This window comes from Blastococcus sp. SYSU D00695 (genome assembly GCF_054050555.1).
The window spans coordinates 28,056-42,204 of the sequence record NZ_JBJGZP010000023.1 but is presented as its reverse complement, the minus strand read 5'-3'; the positions used below and the strand labels follow the sequence as shown (position 1 = coordinate 42,204).

Genomic DNA, 14,149 nt, shown 5'->3' with positions numbered 1-14,149 from the left:
TCGGCGTCCATGACTACCACGGCGGACGTCGCCTGCCGCGCGTCCCCACCAGGCGGTTCGCCCGGGCGGCCCCGCCGGCCTCCCGGCGGGGCGGCCGCGCCCCCGGTGTGGTGGGCTGGTGGGGATGGAGCAGACCGGGGCCGCGCGCTCGCGGGCCGCCACCGGGCTGCTCGTCGCCGCGATCGTGGCGGTGGCGCTGAACCAGCGGCCGGCCGTCGTCGCCGTCGCGCCGCTGCTGGCGGACCTGCGGGCCGACACGGGCCTGTCCTCGGCCCTGGCCGGGCTGCTCACCACGCTGCCGGTGCTGTGCTTCGGGGCGTTCGCGCCCGTGGCGCCGAGGCTGGCGCAGCGGGTCGGGCTGGAGACCGCCGTCGCGGCCTCGCTGGTGCTGCTGGCGGCCGGCATCGCGCTGCGGCTGCTGTCGCCGGTCGCCCTGCTGTACGCCGGCAGCCTGCTGGCCGGCGCGGCCATCGCGCTGGCCAACGTGCTGCTGCCGGCGTACGTGAAGCGGGAGTTCGCCCGCCCGGGGGCGGTGATGGGCGCCTACTCGGCGGCGCTGAACGTCGGGGCGGCCGCCGGTGCCGCGCTGACCCTGCCGCTGGCCGCGGCGCTGGGCGTCGGCTGGCGCACCGCGCTGGGCCTGTGGCTGTGCGTGGCCCTGGCCGCGCTGGTCCTGTGGCTGCCCGTGGCCGGTACCGGCCGGGCCCGCCGCGGCGCCGGGCCGCCCCCGCCCGGCGGTTCCTGGGCGCTGCTGCGGCTGCCGCTGGCCCGCCGGGTCTGCGCGTTCCTCGCCCTGCAGAGCGTGCAGTTCTACGCGGTGGCCGCGTGGCTGCCCACGCTGCTCGCCGACGCCGGGGTGCCGCGCGGTGAGGGCGGCCTGCTGCTCGGCCTGTCCAACGTCGTCGGCGCGGCCGGGGCGCTGCTGGCCCCCGCGCAGGCCGGCCGGATGCGCGGCCAGCGGCCGCTGGTGCTCGCCGTCGTGGCCGCCTACGCCGTCGGCCTGACCGGGCTGCTGCTCTCCCCCACCGCGGGCACCGTCGCGTGGGTGTGCGCGTGGGGCGTGGCGCAGGGCTCGGGCTTCGCCCTGGCGCTGACCCTGATCGTGCTGCGCAGCCCCACGCCGCTGGTCTCGGCCCGGCTCGGCGGCGTCGCGCAGTGCGTGGGCTACCTCGTCGCGGCCTCGGGACCGCTCCTGCTGGGGGCGCTGCACGACCTCACGGACGGCTGGTCGTGGCCGCTGGTGGTGCTGCTGGTCGCCGTCGTCCCCATGGCGTGGGCCGGCTGGGGCGCCGCCCGCGACGCCGTCCTCCCCGCCGCCGACGAGCGCCTCGTGCCGGCCGCCGGCGGCTGAGGGGCGCCGTCCTCAGCCGAGGGTGACCGGCAGGACCTCGAAGCCGCGCAGGGTGCGCAGGTCGCGGCGCTGCGGCCGGGCCGCCACCCGCAGCCGGGGGAAGCGCTCGGACAGGACCCGCAGCGCCACCTCCCCCTCCAGTCGGGCCAGGCCGGCGCCGACGCAGTAGTGCACGCCGGCGGAGAAGGCCAGGTGGTCGCGGGCGTTGCCCCGGGTGACGTCGAAGCGGGCGGGGTCGGCGAAGACGTCGGGGTCCCGGTTGGCCGCCCCCAGCAGCACGGTGACCTGGGTCCCGGCGGGCACCGTCCGGCCGGCCACCTCGACGTCTGCCTGGGCCGTGCGCGCGGTGAGCTGGACGGGGCTGTCGTACCGCAGCGACTCCTCGACGGCGTTGGCCCAGCCGGCCGGCTCGGCGCGGAGGGCCTCCCACTGGTCGCGGTGGGCGTCCAGGGCGACCACGGCGTTGCCCAGCAGGTTGACCGTCGTCTCGAAGCCGGCGCCGAGCAGCAGCATCACGGTGGCGTGCAGCTCGCGCTCGGTCAGCGCCTCCTCGCCGGGCAGCCCCACCAGCCGGCTCACGAGGTCGTCGCCGGGGTCGCGGCGCAGCCGGGCGAAGTGGTCGCGCAGGAAGGCGTGCATCTCGCGCAGCGCCCGCTCGCACGCGACGTAACGGCGCAGCGGGAGCCCGGGGTCCAGGGTCGCCGCGGCCGCGGCCCCCCAGCGCAGGAAGTCCTCCCGGCGGTCGACGGGGACGCCGAGCAGCTCGCCGATGACCAGCACCGGCAGCTGCGCGGCGAAGCCGTCGACGAGGTCCACCGGACCGCGCCGGCCGTCCAGGCCGTCCAGGAGCTCCTCGGCCGTCCGGCGGATCATCGGCTCGAAGGCGGCGGTCGCGCGGGGGGTGAACGCCCGGCTGACCAGCCGCCGGTAGCGGGTGTGGGTCGGCGGGTCCACCGCCAGCATCGAGGGCGGCTCGGCGACGCCCGTGGCGTCCAGCTCGTCGCCGAAGCGGAGCGCCCAGGCGATCGGGCGCGGGAGCGGGCCGCCCCAGCCGAGGCCGAAGCGGTCCGACCGGAGCACCTCGTGGGCGACGGCGTGGGAGGTGGTCACCAGACCCATGGCGGCAGGCGCCAGCGGTCCGGCCGCGCGCAGCTGCTCGTGGACGGCGTACGGCTGGTCGCGCAGGGCGGGGTCGCGGAGCAGGCGGCCGAGCGGGTCACCGCTGCGCGAGGCGCGCGACAGGACGACGGCGGGGAGGGCGTGGCGGACGGCGTAGCGGGCGGCCGTCCGGGCAGGCCGGAGCCACCGCGGGCGGGCCGGTTCGACCGCTGCCGAGGAGGCCGGGGTCGTGGAGAGGCCCGCCGAGATCGCCGTCGTCGCGCCCATGTGCCGCACCGTCCCTCTGCCGTCCACCGCGGTCGATCCGCAGTCTGGCAGTGACCTGCGTCTCCCGGCACCCCGGCGCGGCGGCGCCGCCCCCGGCCGAGGGCGGCGCCGGTGCGGTCAGCCCTCGGCGCTGGGGGCGGGCGGGTCGAGGTCCTTGCCCGACCAGTCCTTGCCCGCGGTGTCGGCGTTCTCCGACGCGCTGTCGGTCTGGCCGGCGACGGTCTCGATCATCTCCTCGTCGGACAGGCCCTCACCGGCTGGCTGCGAACCGGGCTCGCTCATCGCACATCTCCTTCGACTGCGTGGACTGGTCCCCTGGCCCGTCCCCGGCGCCCCCGGCGGTCAAACCCCCGCCGCCCGGTGTCACACCGGCGGCCGGTCAGGCGGAGATGCGGTCGATCGCCTTGTAGATGCGCTGCTCGGACACCGCGCGCGGGGTGCCCAGCTGCTGGGCGAACAGGGCCACCCGCAGCTCCTCCACCATCCAGCGCACCGCGGTGACCGGGTCGTCGGGCGCGCCGCTGGGCGGCACCTGCCGGCGCAGCTGCTCGTACTCGGCGGCCACGGCCTCGACCTGCTGGGTCCACAGCGCGTCGCGGGCGGCGTTGGCCGGCAGCTTCTCCAGCCGGTGCGCCATGCCCCGCAGGTAGCGGACGACGTCGGGCAGCCGCCGCCGGCCGATCGCCGCCACGAAGCCCTTGTGCAGCAGGCCGGCCATCTGCCGGCGCAGGTCGACGACGGCGGCCTCGGGCACCCGCCGGCCGGGCGCCGCACCGAGCGCGACGGCGACCTCCCGGGCCTGCGTGAGCACGGCCTCCACCCGGGTGACGACGTCCTTCGTGAGCCCCGGCAGCTGCGCGCGGGCGGTCTCCACGAGCGCGGCGAAGGCGGCCTCCTCGCGCGGCGGCCCGCCGGCCGCGACGATCAGCTCGTCCGCGGCGGCGTCGACGCAGTCGGCGACCAGGTCGGGGATCTCGCCGTCGGGGTTGAACTGCAGGGCCAGCCGCGACCGCGGGCCCAGCCCCTTGGCGATCTGCCGGGCCGGGGAGCCGGCGGCCAGCACCAGCAGCCGGCGCACCCCCCGCCGGTGCAGCCGCACGGCCTCGGCCTCGGTGGCCACCACGCGGACACCGGCGGTCTCGCCCTCGTCGACGACGGCGGGGAAGGCGGCGACCACGTGGCCGCCGCGGCTGACCTCGACCGTGCGGGGCAGGTCGCCGACGGTCCACGCGGTCAGCCCGGTGCGCTCCAGGTCGACCGCGGCCCGGGCCAGGCTCGCCCGGGCCTGCGGCGCCACCTCGGCACGCAGCGCGGCCAGGTCCTTGCCGCGGGCCAGCGTGCGCTGCCGGTCGTCGACCACGCGGAAGGTGGCGCGCAGGTGGTCGGGCACCTGCTCGGGCACCCACGCGTCCGGCGGGACGACGACGGCGGCGGCCCGGCGCAGCTCCCGCTCCAGCGCCGGCAGCAGCGGCTCGGTCGGGTCGATGCGCGGCAGCACCTCGCGCACCCGGTCGGGGATCGGCACGAGCGCTCGGCGGGTCTGCTTGGGCAGGGTGCGCAGCAGCGCCGTCACCAGCTCCTCGCGCTGCCCCGGCACGGTGAAGGCCAGCGAGGCGCCCGCCGTCCGCTCGGCGACGGCGTCGAGCACCGCCAGCGGGACGTCGACGGTGACGCCGTCCTCGGGCGCGCCGGGGGCGAAGGCGTAGGACAGCGGGAGGGTGAGCCCCTGCGTCAGCGGGACGGCGTCGGGGAAGTCCTCCTCGCGGACCTGCCCGGCGGCCGCGGCGTTCGTCAGCTCCTCGACGGTGAGGGTCATGAGGTCCGGTGTGCGGCGCCGGGCCTCCTTCCACCACCGGTCGAAGTGCCGGGTGGAGACGACGTCGGCCGGCACGCGGGCGTCGTAGAGCTCGAACAGCGTCTCGTCGTCGACCCGGATGTCGCGCCGGCGGGCCCGCTCCTCCAGCTCCGCGACCCGCTCCAGCGCCCGCTGGTTGTCGGCCCAGAAGCGGTGGTGCGTGCTCCACTCGCCCTGCACCAGCGCGTGCCGGACGAACAGCTCGCGGGAGACGACGGGGTCGATGGAGCCGTACTGCACGCGGCGGCCGCCGACGAGCGGCAGCCCGTACAGCGTGACCCGCTCGGTGGCGACGACGGAGCCGCGCTTGGCGTCCCACCGCGGTTCGGAGTACTCCCGCTTCACCAGGTGGCCGGCGAGCTGCTCGACGGTCTCGGGGTCGATGCGGGCGACGGTGCGGGCGAACAGCCGGCTGGTCTCCACCAGCTCGGCGGCGACGACCCAGCGCGGTGGCTTGCGGGCCAGCGGGGTGCCGGGGGCGATGACGAAGCGGGTGTTGCGGGGGCCCAGGTACTCGCGGCTCCCGCGGCGCCGGTCGCCGTCCCTGCGCTGCGTCTCCGGCCCGCCCCGCCGCGCCGGCGGCCCCTCGACCTGCAGGCCGATCTGGGAGAGGAACCCGGCCAGCAGGGCGGTGGTGATGCCGCGCTCGTCGGGTTCGGTCGCGAGCCCGGTCGGGGTCATGCCCAGGCGGCGGGCGGTGCTGCGCAGCTGGCCGTGCAGGTCCTGCCACTCGCGGATGCGCAGGTAGTGCAGGAACTCCCGCTTCACGGTGCGGCGGAAGGCGCTGCCGCTGAGCGCGTCCTGCTGCTCCTCCAGGTACCGCCAGAGGTTGAGCAGCGCCAGGAAGTCGGAGTGCTCGTCGGCGAACCGGGCGTGCGACTGGTCGGCGGCCTGCTGGTGCTCGGCCGGGCGCTCCCGCGGGTCCTGGATGGTCAGCCCGGCGGCGATGACCAGCACCTCGTCGAGCACCCCGCGGCGGTCGGCCTCCACCACCATCCGGGCGATCCGCGGGTCCAGCGGCAGCGCGGCCAGCGCCCGGCCGGTGGGGGTGAGCTTCCCGTGCTCGTCGAGCGCCCCCAGTTCCTCGAGCAGGGCCAGCCCGTCGGCGACCGCGCGCCGGTCCGGCGGGTCGATGAAGGGGAACTCGGCGACGTCACCCAGGTCGAGCGAGGCCATCTGCAGCAGCACCGACGCGAGGCTGGTGCGCAGGATCTCCGGGTCGGTGTACTCGGGCCGGGAGTCGAAGTCGTCCTCGGTGTAGAGGCGGATCGCGATGCCGTCGGAGGTGCGGCCGCACCGGCCCGACCGCTGCCGGGCCGAGGCCTGGCTGACCGGCTCGATGGGCAGCCGCTGCACCTTGGTGCGCGCGCTGTACCGGGAGATGCGCGCCGTCCCCGGGTCGACGACGTAGCGGATGCCGGGCACGGTCAGCGAGGTCTCGGCGACGTTGGTGGCCAGCACGACCCGCCGGCCGGTGTGCCGCTCGAAGACCCGGTGCTGCTCGGCGGCCGACAGGCGGGAGTAGAGGGGCAGCACCTCGACGCCCGGGAAGCGGTCGGTGAGGGCGTCGGCGGTGTCACGGATCTCCCGCTCGCCCGCGAGGAAGACCAGGACGTCGCCCGGGCCCTCCTGCACCAGCTCCCCGACCGCGTCGCCGATCGCCGACACCTGGTCGCGGTCGGGGTCGGCGTCCGGGTCGTCGGGGTCGACCACGGGGCGGTAGCGGACCTCGACCGGGTAGGTGCGCCCGCTCACCTCGACGACGGGGACCTCTACGCCGTCCTGCGCGAAGTGCTTCGCGATCCGGTCGACGTCGATCGTCGCCGAGGTGATGACGACCGTGAGGTCGGGACGGCGGGGCAGGATCCGCGCCAGGTAGCCCAGCAGGAAGTCGATGTTGAGGCTGCGCTCGTGGGCCTCGTCGATGATCAGCGTGTCGTACTGGCGCAGCAGCCGGTCGTGCGCGATCTCGGCGAGCAGCACGCCGTCGGTCATGACCTTGACCAGCGTCGAGTCCGAGACCTGGTCGGTGAACCGGACCTTCCAGCCGACGACGTCGCCCAGCGGCCGCTCCAGCTCCTCGGCGATCCGCTCGGCCACCGTGCGGGCCGCGATCCGCCGCGGCTGGGTGTGCCCGATCCGCCCGCGCACCCCGCGGCCGAGCTCGAGGGCGATCTTGGGCAGCTGCGTCGTCTTGCCCGACCCGGTCTCCCCGGCGACGACCACGACCTGGTGGTCGCGCAGCGCCGCGGCGATGTCGTCGCGGCGCGCGGAGACCGGCAGCTCGGCCGGGTACGTGACGGGCGGGACGGCGGCGCGGCGGCGGGCGATGCGCTCCTCGGCGGCCGCGACGTCGACGGCGACGCGCTCGACCTGCCGGGCCCGCGCCTCGGGGTCGCGGGTGCGCCGGGTGCCGTCGAGACGGCGACCGAGCCGGTGCGCGTCCTCCAGCGTCAGCGACGCCAGCCGGGAGCGGAGGTCGCCGGAGGCCGGGGCGTCGGCGGCCATGGGACAGCTCCTCTCGAACCGGTGGCGGGGGTCGGCGGCACGGCGGGCGTGGAGCGCCGGCCGGCGCGCACCGCCTCCCAGGATCCCACTCCCCGCGCGTGCCACCGGTCGGACCGGTTCCCGGCGTGCCCGAGATCACGGACCGCGCCAGGCCAGCTGCATGCATGCGACCCACAACCGGTTGTATCGTGCATCCGTTCTGGCGGCGACACCGGACCCGCCACCCTCTCCTCCTGCCCGGAGGCCCCGTGACCACATCCGCCACGACCACCGCCACCGGTCGCCAGGCGCAGCTGCACACGCTCGGCGAGCAGCTACCGCGCATGATGCGCGTGATCCACGCGCTCAAGGCCGCCTCGGCCGGCGACAGCCGGGAGCGGGCGGCCTTCGTGCTGCTGTTCCCGCTCGTCCGGCTCGGCCCGCTGCGCCAGGGCGCCCTCGCCGACCTCGTGCACGCCGACCCCTCCACCGTCAGCCGGCACGTGGCCACGCTCGTCGAGCGCGGCCTGGTCCGGCGGGTTCCCGACGAGACCGACGGCCGGGCCAGCCGGCTGCTCGTCACCGACGAGGGTCACGCCGCCCTGGCCTCCCTGCGCGCCGAGCGGGAGGCACTCCTGGACCGGGCCACCGCGGGCTGGGACGACGCCAGCCTCGCCGGCCTCACCGAGCTCTTCGGACGCCTCCTGGACGGCCTGGCCGCCGTCCTCCCCACCGACTCCGCCCCCGACGCCCTCCCCACCCCGAGAGAGACCCGATGACCCGGACCACCCCTGCGACCGCCGGCCCCGGCGCCCAGCCCGCCGGCGGCGCAGGTGCCGACGGCAGCTTCACCCACCGCCAGATCCTCACGATCATCGTCGGGCTGATGGTGGCCATGTTCCTGGCCGCCCTGGACCAGACCGTGGTGGCCACGGCGATCCGCACCATCGCCGACGACCTCGACGGCTTCGACCTGCAGGCGTGGGCGACGACGGCGTTCCTCATCACGTCGACGATCTCGACGCCGCTGTACGGGAAGCTGTCCGACATCTACGGTCGGCGGCCGTTCTACCTGTTCGCGATCGCCGTCTTCGTCCTCGGCTCCGCGCTGTGCGGCATCGCCACGTCGATGTACGAGCTGGCCGTGTGGCGGGCCGTCCAGGGCGTCGGCGCCGGCGGCCTGATGTCGCTGGCCCTGGCGATCATCGCCGACATCGTGCCGCCGCGGGAGCGCTCCCGCTACCAGGGCTACTTCATGGCCGTCTTCGGCAGCTCCAGCGTGCTGGGCCCGGTCGTCGGCGGCTTCCTCGCCGGGCAGGAGTCGCTGCTGGGCCTCGCCGGCTGGCGGTGGATCTTCTGGGTCAACGTGCCGCTGGGGATCCTCGCCTTCGTCGTCGTCTCGCGGGTGCTGCACCTGCCGCACACCCGGCGCGACCACCGCATCGACTGGCCCGGCGCGCTGGCGCTCGTCACCTTCCTCGTCCCGCTGCTGATCGTCGCGGAGCAGGGCCGCATCTGGGGCTGGACCGACGGCCGCTCGCTCACCTGCTACGCCGTCGCGGCTCTCGGGTTCGTGCTGTTCGTCCTGGCCGAGCGGCGCTACGGCGAGGACGCCCTGCTGCCCCTGCGCCTGTTCCGCAACCGCAGCTTCAGCGTCGCCGGGATCGGCAGCCTCCTGGTGGGCGCCGGCATGTTCGGCGGTCTGCTGCTGCTGCCGCAGTACCTCCAGATCGTGAAGGGGTCCAGCGCGACGGAGGCGGGCCTGCAGATGATCCCGCTGGTCGTCGGGATCATGGCCGGCGCGATGAGCTCGGGCATCGCGATCAGCCGCACCGGCCGCTACAAGGTGTTCCCGCTGGTCGGCATCGTGCTCATGACGGGGGCGCTGCTCGGGATGTCGCTGATCGTGGACGTCGACACCTCGGTGTGGACGCTCGTGCCGCTGATGGTCCTGCTCGGCCTCGGCCTGGGCTTCAACTTCCAGCCGGTGATCATCGCGGTGCAGAACGCCGTCTCCCCGCGGGAGATGGGCGTGGCCACCTCGTCGGTCACCTTCTTCCGGCAGATGGGCGGCACGATCGGTACCGCGGTCTTCCTCTCGGTGCTGTTCACCCGGCTGCCGGTCGAGATCGGCAACTCCTTCCGGGAGGCCGGCATCGACCCGGCCGGCGGCGGGGTGGACCTGGGGTCCGCGCTCAGCAACACCTCGCAGGTGGCGCAGCTGCCGCCGCCGGTGGTGCACGCGTTCGGCGACGGCTTCTCCACGGCCATGGACCTGGTGTTCCTGATCGCCGCGCTCGTGGTGGCGGCCGGCTTCTTCGTGATGCTGCTCCTGCCCCAGCTGGCCCTGTCGGACAAGTCGGGCATCCAGGCCCGCCAGGACGCCGACCAGGCGACCGCGACGGGCAGCCCCGGCACCGAAGACGACGCCGCCCGCGCCGTGGGGGCCGCCGCACCGACGTCGGTCAGCCCGGCGGCCGGGGCCGGCACGGCGGGGGCCGGCACGGCGGGAGCCGGCACGGCGGGGGACGGCACCCCCGCCCGCGGCCCGCGCCATGCCGCCGGCGGCCCGCGCCACGCCGCCGGCGGTCCGCGCCACTAGGACGGCGCCGCCAGGACGGCGTCGCCCGGACGGCTCGCGCCACCGGGTCCGGTCCCGCCGAGGGCCCGTCTCCCCCTCGGGGAGGCGGGCCCTCGGCATCCGCGGACCCACTCTGCGGCCGGCCTGCTGTCTCTGCGGGCCGGATCCCGCCCGCAGGGTGCGGGACCCGGCCGCAGGGTGCGCCGGCGCCGGCCCCCGGACCCGCGTCAGGGCGTGAAGACGGCGCGGACGCAGCCGTCCTGCTTCTCCTTGAACAGCTCGTACCCGCGCGGGGCCTCGGTCAGCGGCAGGACGTGCGTGGCCAGGTGCTCGGTGACCAGCTCGCCGCTGTCCATCCACTCCAGCAGGCGGGGGATGTAGCGCGGCCCGTGCACCTGCGCCCCGCGCAGCGTCAGCCCCTTGTTCATCACCGCACCGAGCGGGAACTTGTCCACGGTCGAGGCGAAGACGCCGAGGGTGAAGACGCTGCCGCCCTTCCGGCAGGCCAGGACGGCCTCGCGGACGGCGGCGGGCCGGTCGGTCTGCAGTCGCAGCTGCTGCTTCACCTGGTCGTACACGCCGTGCGCGCCCGGGGCGTGCGCCTCCATGCCGACGGCCTCGATGCACACGTCGGGCCCGCGACCGCCGGTGAGCTCGCGCAGCTCCGCGGCGACGTCGGTGGTCGTGTAGTCGATGGTCTCGGCCCCCGCGTGGGTGCGGGCCTGCTCGAGCCGCTCGGGCAGCCGGTCGATGACGACGACCCGCGCCGCGCCGACGAGCGCCGAGATGCGGGCGGCGAGCTGGCCGACGCCGCCGGCGCCCCACACCGCGACCGTGTCCCCGGGCTGCACGCCTCCCAGGTCGACGCCGGTGAAGGCGGTGGCGGCGGCGTCGGAGGCGAACAGCGCCCGGTCGTCGGACACCCCGTCGGGGACGACGAAGCTGCCCACGTCGGCGTAGGGCACCCGGACGTACTCCGCGTGGCTGCCCGCGTAGCCGCCGACGGCGTGCGAGTAGCCGATGCAGCCGCCGATGCTCTGGCCCCACAGCCCCTCGGTGATCCCCGGGTTCGGGTTGCTGTTGTCGCACAGGGAGAACAGCTCGTTGCGGCAGTACCAGCAGGAACCGCACGACACGAACGAGGCGACGACGACCCGGTCGCCCACCCGCCGCTCCCGCACGGCCTTGCCGACCTCGACGACCTCGCCCATGAACTCGTGGCCGATCACGTTCCCGGCCCGCATGAAGGGGATGTAGCCCGACAGCAGGTGGAGGTCCGAGCCGCAGGTCGTCGTCCGCCGCACCCGCAGGAGCACGTCGTGGTCGTTGAGGATCTGCGGCTCCGGCACGTCCTCCACCGACAGCTGGTCCACCCCGGTCCAGGTCACGGCCTTCACGACGTCCTCCTTTCGCTGCCCCGGCCCGCTCCGCTCACAGCAGCCCCGCCTTCCGGGCGCGCGCGACGGCCCCGTCGAGCAGCCGGCCCTGCGGTGTCACCGCCCGGTCGCCGTGCGGGCGGGGGTCCATCCGGAGAACCTCACCGGTCTCCAGCAGCTGCTTGGCCGCCCGCAGGGCCTCGCGCAGCCGGCCGAGCTCCTCCTCCGACGCCGGCCCCCGCCAGCGCGCGGCGAGCTCGGTGCCCTTGTCCCCGGGCGCAGGCGTCACCCGCACCTCCACCCGGTCGCCGAGCGCGGCGAGCGGGGCGGGGAGGCCGTCGAGGGGCAGGTCGGCCGCGGGGCGGAGCACCGTCACCGCGCGCCATCGGCGGGCGGCGCGCTCGGGGTCGTCGGAGACCGAGGCCGTCCCGACGCCGGGCAGCTTGAGGCCCTGCAGGCGGTCGAGCAGGGCGCCACCGACGTCGGCGGCGCGGTCGAGGAGCGGGTTGGGCACGGGTTCCCCCCTGGTGGACGTGTGGGGGCCACCTACCCCCGCAGCGGTCGCCGGGAACCGGCCTACCGTGGGCCGCACCGCTCGCCGCACGCCCCGGGAGGCCGCCGTGCCCACGTCCTCGCTGATCCTGAACCGCCGGGACCTGCAGTTCCTGCTGCACGAGTGGCTGGACGTGGAGAGCCTGACCAAGCGCGAGCGGTACGCCGAGCACTCCCGCGAGACGTTCGACGCGGTCCTGGACCTCGCCGAGCAGATCGCGACCGAGCACTTCGCCCCGCACAACCGGCTCGCCGACGAGAACGAGCCGCGCTTCGTCGACGGCCGGGTGGAGATGATCCCCGAGGTGCGGCGGGCGCTGGACGTCTTCGCCGAGGCGGGCCTGATGGCCGGCGAGTTCGACGAGCGCTTCGGCGGCATGCAGTTGCCGCACACCGTCGGGCAGGCGGTGTTCGCCTGGTTCAAGGCGGCCAACGTCGGCACGTCGGCCTACCCGTTCCTCACGATGGCCAACGCGCGACTGCTCATCGCCCACGGCAGCCGGGAGCAGATCGACACCTACGTGGCGCCGATGGTCGCCGGTCGCTGGTTCGGCACGATGTGCCTGTCCGAGCCGCAGGCCGGCTCGTCGCTGGCCGACATCACCACCCGCGCCGAGCGCCAGGACGACGGCACCTACCGGCTGACCGGCAACAAGATGTGGATCTCCGGCGGCGACCACGAGCTGACCGAGAACATCGTCCACCTGGTGCTGGCGAAGGTCCCCGGCGGCCCGCCCGGCGTGAAGGGCATCTCGCTGTTCGTCGTCCCCAAGGTCCTGGTCGGCCCGGGCGGCACCCTCGGCGAGCGCAACGACGTCGTCCTGGCCGGGCTCAACCACAAGATGGGCTACCGCGGGACGACGAACACCCTGCTCAACTTCGGGGAGGGCGTGCACACCCCCGGCGGGCGGGCCGGCGCGGTCGGGTACCTGGTCGGCGAGGAGCACCGCGGCCTCACCTACATGTTCCACATGATGAACGAGGCGCGGATCGGCGTCGGGATGGGCGCGACCGTCCTCGGCTACACCGGCTACCTGCACGCCCTGGAGTACGCGCGCACCCGCACCCAGGGCCGCGCGGCCGGCGCGAAGGCCCCGGACAGCCCGCCGGTGCGGATCGTCGAGCACACCGACGTCCGCCGGATGCTGCTGGCCGCCAAGTCCTACGCCGAGGGCGGCCTGGCGCTCGGCCTGTACTGCGCCCGGCTGGTGGACGAGGAGAAGACCGGGGAGACGCAGGGGGCCCGCGACCGGGCGCACCTGCTGCTGGAGGTGCTCACCCCGATCGCGAAGGCGTGGCCCGCGCAGTGGGGTCCGGTCACCGACGACCTGGCCATCCAGGTGCACGGCGGCTACGGCTACACCCGCGACTACCCGGTCGAGCAGTTCTACCGCGACAACCGGCTCAACCCCATCCACGAGGGGACCAACGGCATCCAGGGCCTGGACCTGCTCGGGCGCAAGGTCCGGATGCAGGACGGCGCCGGGCTGCGGTTGCTCGCCGAGACGATCGGCGCGACCACCGCCCGCGCGGCCGGCAGCGGGTGGGCACGGTTCGCCGCGGACCTCGACGCCGCGGTGGCCCGCCTGGCCGCGGTGACGGCGACGCTGTGGGACGCCGGCGACCCCGCGGTCACCCTCGCCAACGCGACCACCTACCTGGAGGCGACCGGCCACGTCGTCGTCGCCTGGCTGTGGCTGGAGCAGGCGCTGGCGACCCGGGAGGAGAGCGGCGACTTCTACGACGGCAAGCGGGCCGCTGCCCGGTACTTCCACCTGTACGAGCTGCCGAAGGTGCACGTGCACCTGGACCTGCTGGAGAGCCTGGACCGGACCGTCCTGGACACCGACGAGCGCTGGCTGTAGCAGCCGCCCGCGCCTGCGGCGCCCACCCCGCGCGCCTGCGACGGTCACCCCTCCGCCGAGATCGGCGATCTCGGCGGCATCAGCCTCCGATGGCGCCGAGATCGCCGATCTCGGCGCGGGTGGCGGCGGGGAGGAAGCGGCGGGGAGGTCGGTCCCCGAGGGTGAGGTCCTCGGAGTAGGGGGCTGGGAGTGGGGGCCCGGAGTTGGGGGGCCGGGGTGTGTCCGGAGGAGGGGGTGGGACGGGTCAGGCGGTCCCGGCGGTCGCGGCCACCGGCTCGGCAGCCGGCTGCACGGAACGGGGCGCGCTCGCGGCCCGCTGCTCGCGCTCGTACCGGGCGGTGCTGGAGGCACCCATCACGACCACCAGTCCGGTCAGGACCAGGAACCCGAGGAGGGTCACTGCCGGCCAGAACAACATCGTGGAACGTCCTCTCGATCTCTCCACCGGCCCGCCAGGTGCGCGGGCGGCACGTCGTCGGGGCCTGTGTTCCCCCACGGATCCACCTCTCAATCGTCGTCCTGTGATCGTTACCTGACGGGGGGTGACCCGATTCACACGGACGGACGGCGCGGCGGCGACCCTGGCCCGACGACGTCGATCTTGACGGACCCGCCGGCCGGAGCGGGCTCGGGGGCGGCGTGCGGGAGATCGGCGCGTCCGTCCAGCCCGGCGCGTCCGGGTGCTCGGTGCCGGAC

The 14,149-nt window shown here is 75.6% G+C and carries 10 protein-coding genes; 4 read left to right on the top strand and 6 right to left on the bottom strand.

The genetic code is table 11. The annotated features are described in order from the left end of the window. Window positions 1–124 precede the first annotated feature (124 nt). The gene (locus ACI781_RS14950; RefSeq protein WP_456566905.1) at window positions 125–1,351 is read left to right on the top strand and encodes an MFS transporter; all 1,227 of its coding nucleotides are present in this window, start codon (window positions 125–127) and stop codon (window positions 1,349–1,351) included. A gap of 12 nt (window positions 1,352–1,363) precedes the next feature. Here the strand turns inward: ACI781_RS14950 and ACI781_RS14945 are convergent, their stop codons facing one another. From ACI781_RS14945 to hrpA, 3 genes are all read right to left on the bottom strand, one after another. Then, complete coding sequence (locus ACI781_RS14945) at window positions 1,364–2,737, bottom strand: cytochrome P450 (protein WP_456566904.1); 1,374 nt, start codon at window positions 2,735–2,737, stop codon at window positions 1,364–1,366. A gap of 117 nt (window positions 2,738–2,854) precedes the next feature. Then, window positions 2,855–3,019 (bottom strand): hypothetical protein, encoded by a 165-nt coding sequence (locus tag ACI781_RS14940; RefSeq protein ID WP_456566903.1) that lies wholly within the window; start codon window positions 3,017–3,019, stop codon window positions 2,855–2,857. Between the two features lie 97 nt (window positions 3,020–3,116). After that, window positions 3,117–7,100 (bottom strand): ATP-dependent RNA helicase HrpA, encoded by a 3,984-nt coding sequence (gene hrpA, locus ACI781_RS14935; protein WP_456566902.1) that lies wholly within the window; start codon window positions 7,098–7,100, stop codon window positions 3,117–3,119. A 248-nt stretch (window positions 7,101–7,348) separates the two neighbouring features. Here hrpA and ACI781_RS14930 point away from each other — a divergent pair, with 248 nt between their 5' ends. Then, the gene (locus ACI781_RS14930) at window positions 7,349–7,858 is read left to right on the top strand and encodes a MarR family winged helix-turn-helix transcriptional regulator (protein WP_456566901.1); all 510 of its coding nucleotides are present in this window, start codon (window positions 7,349–7,351) and stop codon (window positions 7,856–7,858) included. Next, window positions 7,855–9,681 (top strand): MDR family MFS transporter, encoded by a 1,827-nt coding sequence (locus ACI781_RS14925; RefSeq protein WP_456566900.1) that lies wholly within the window; start codon window positions 7,855–7,857, stop codon window positions 9,679–9,681. Before ACI781_RS14930 ends, ACI781_RS14925 begins: the two co-directional genes overlap by 4 nt. Window positions 9,682–9,887: 206 nt before the next feature. Here ACI781_RS14925 and ACI781_RS14920 read toward each other — a convergent pair whose 3' ends face one another. Next, window positions 9,888–11,057: a zinc-dependent alcohol dehydrogenase gene (locus ACI781_RS14920; protein WP_456566899.1), complete on the bottom strand. Its 1,170-nt coding sequence runs from the start codon at window positions 11,055–11,057 to the stop codon at window positions 9,888–9,890. A 34-nt stretch (window positions 11,058–11,091) separates the two neighbouring features. Next, window positions 11,092–11,550, bottom strand: a complete 459-nt coding sequence (locus tag ACI781_RS14915) for a hypothetical protein (RefSeq protein ID WP_456566898.1) — start codon at window positions 11,548–11,550, stop codon at window positions 11,092–11,094. Between the two features lie 106 nt (window positions 11,551–11,656). On the opposite strand from ACI781_RS14915, the gene ACI781_RS14910 reads away from it, so the two are divergent. Further along, window positions 11,657–13,453: an acyl-CoA dehydrogenase gene (locus ACI781_RS14910; protein WP_456566897.1), complete on the top strand. Its 1,797-nt coding sequence runs from the start codon at window positions 11,657–11,659 to the stop codon at window positions 13,451–13,453. A 244-nt stretch (window positions 13,454–13,697) separates the two neighbouring features. On the opposite strand, the gene ACI781_RS14905 is transcribed toward ACI781_RS14910, so the two are convergent. Continuing rightward, window positions 13,698–13,871: a hypothetical protein gene (locus tag ACI781_RS14905; protein WP_456566896.1), complete on the bottom strand. Its 174-nt coding sequence runs from the start codon at window positions 13,869–13,871 to the stop codon at window positions 13,698–13,700. Window positions 13,872–14,149 lie beyond the last annotated feature (278 nt).

Excerpts from the sequence above, each read along its gene's own strand:
- ACI781_RS14950 (WP_456566905.1), top strand. The coding sequence starts at position 125 with ATGGAGCAGACCGGGGCCGCGCGCTCGCGGGCCGCCACCGGGCTGCTC.
- ACI781_RS14905 (WP_456566896.1), bottom strand. The coding sequence starts at position 13,871 with ATGTTGTTCTGGCCGGCAGTGACCCTCCTCGGGTTCCTGGTCCTGACC.
- ACI781_RS14940 (WP_456566903.1), bottom strand. The coding sequence starts at position 3,019 with ATGAGCGAGCCCGGTTCGCAGCCAGCCGGTGAGGGCCTGTCCGACGAG.
- ACI781_RS14925 (WP_456566900.1), top strand. The coding sequence starts at position 7,855 with ATGACCCGGACCACCCCTGCGACCGCCGGCCCCGGCGCCCAGCCCGCC.
- hrpA (WP_456566902.1), bottom strand. The coding sequence starts at position 7,100 with ATGGCCGCCGACGCCCCGGCCTCCGGCGACCTCCGCTCCCGGCTGGCG.
- ACI781_RS14945 (WP_456566904.1), bottom strand. The coding sequence starts at position 2,737 with ATGGGCGCGACGACGGCGATCTCGGCGGGCCTCTCCACGACCCCGGCC.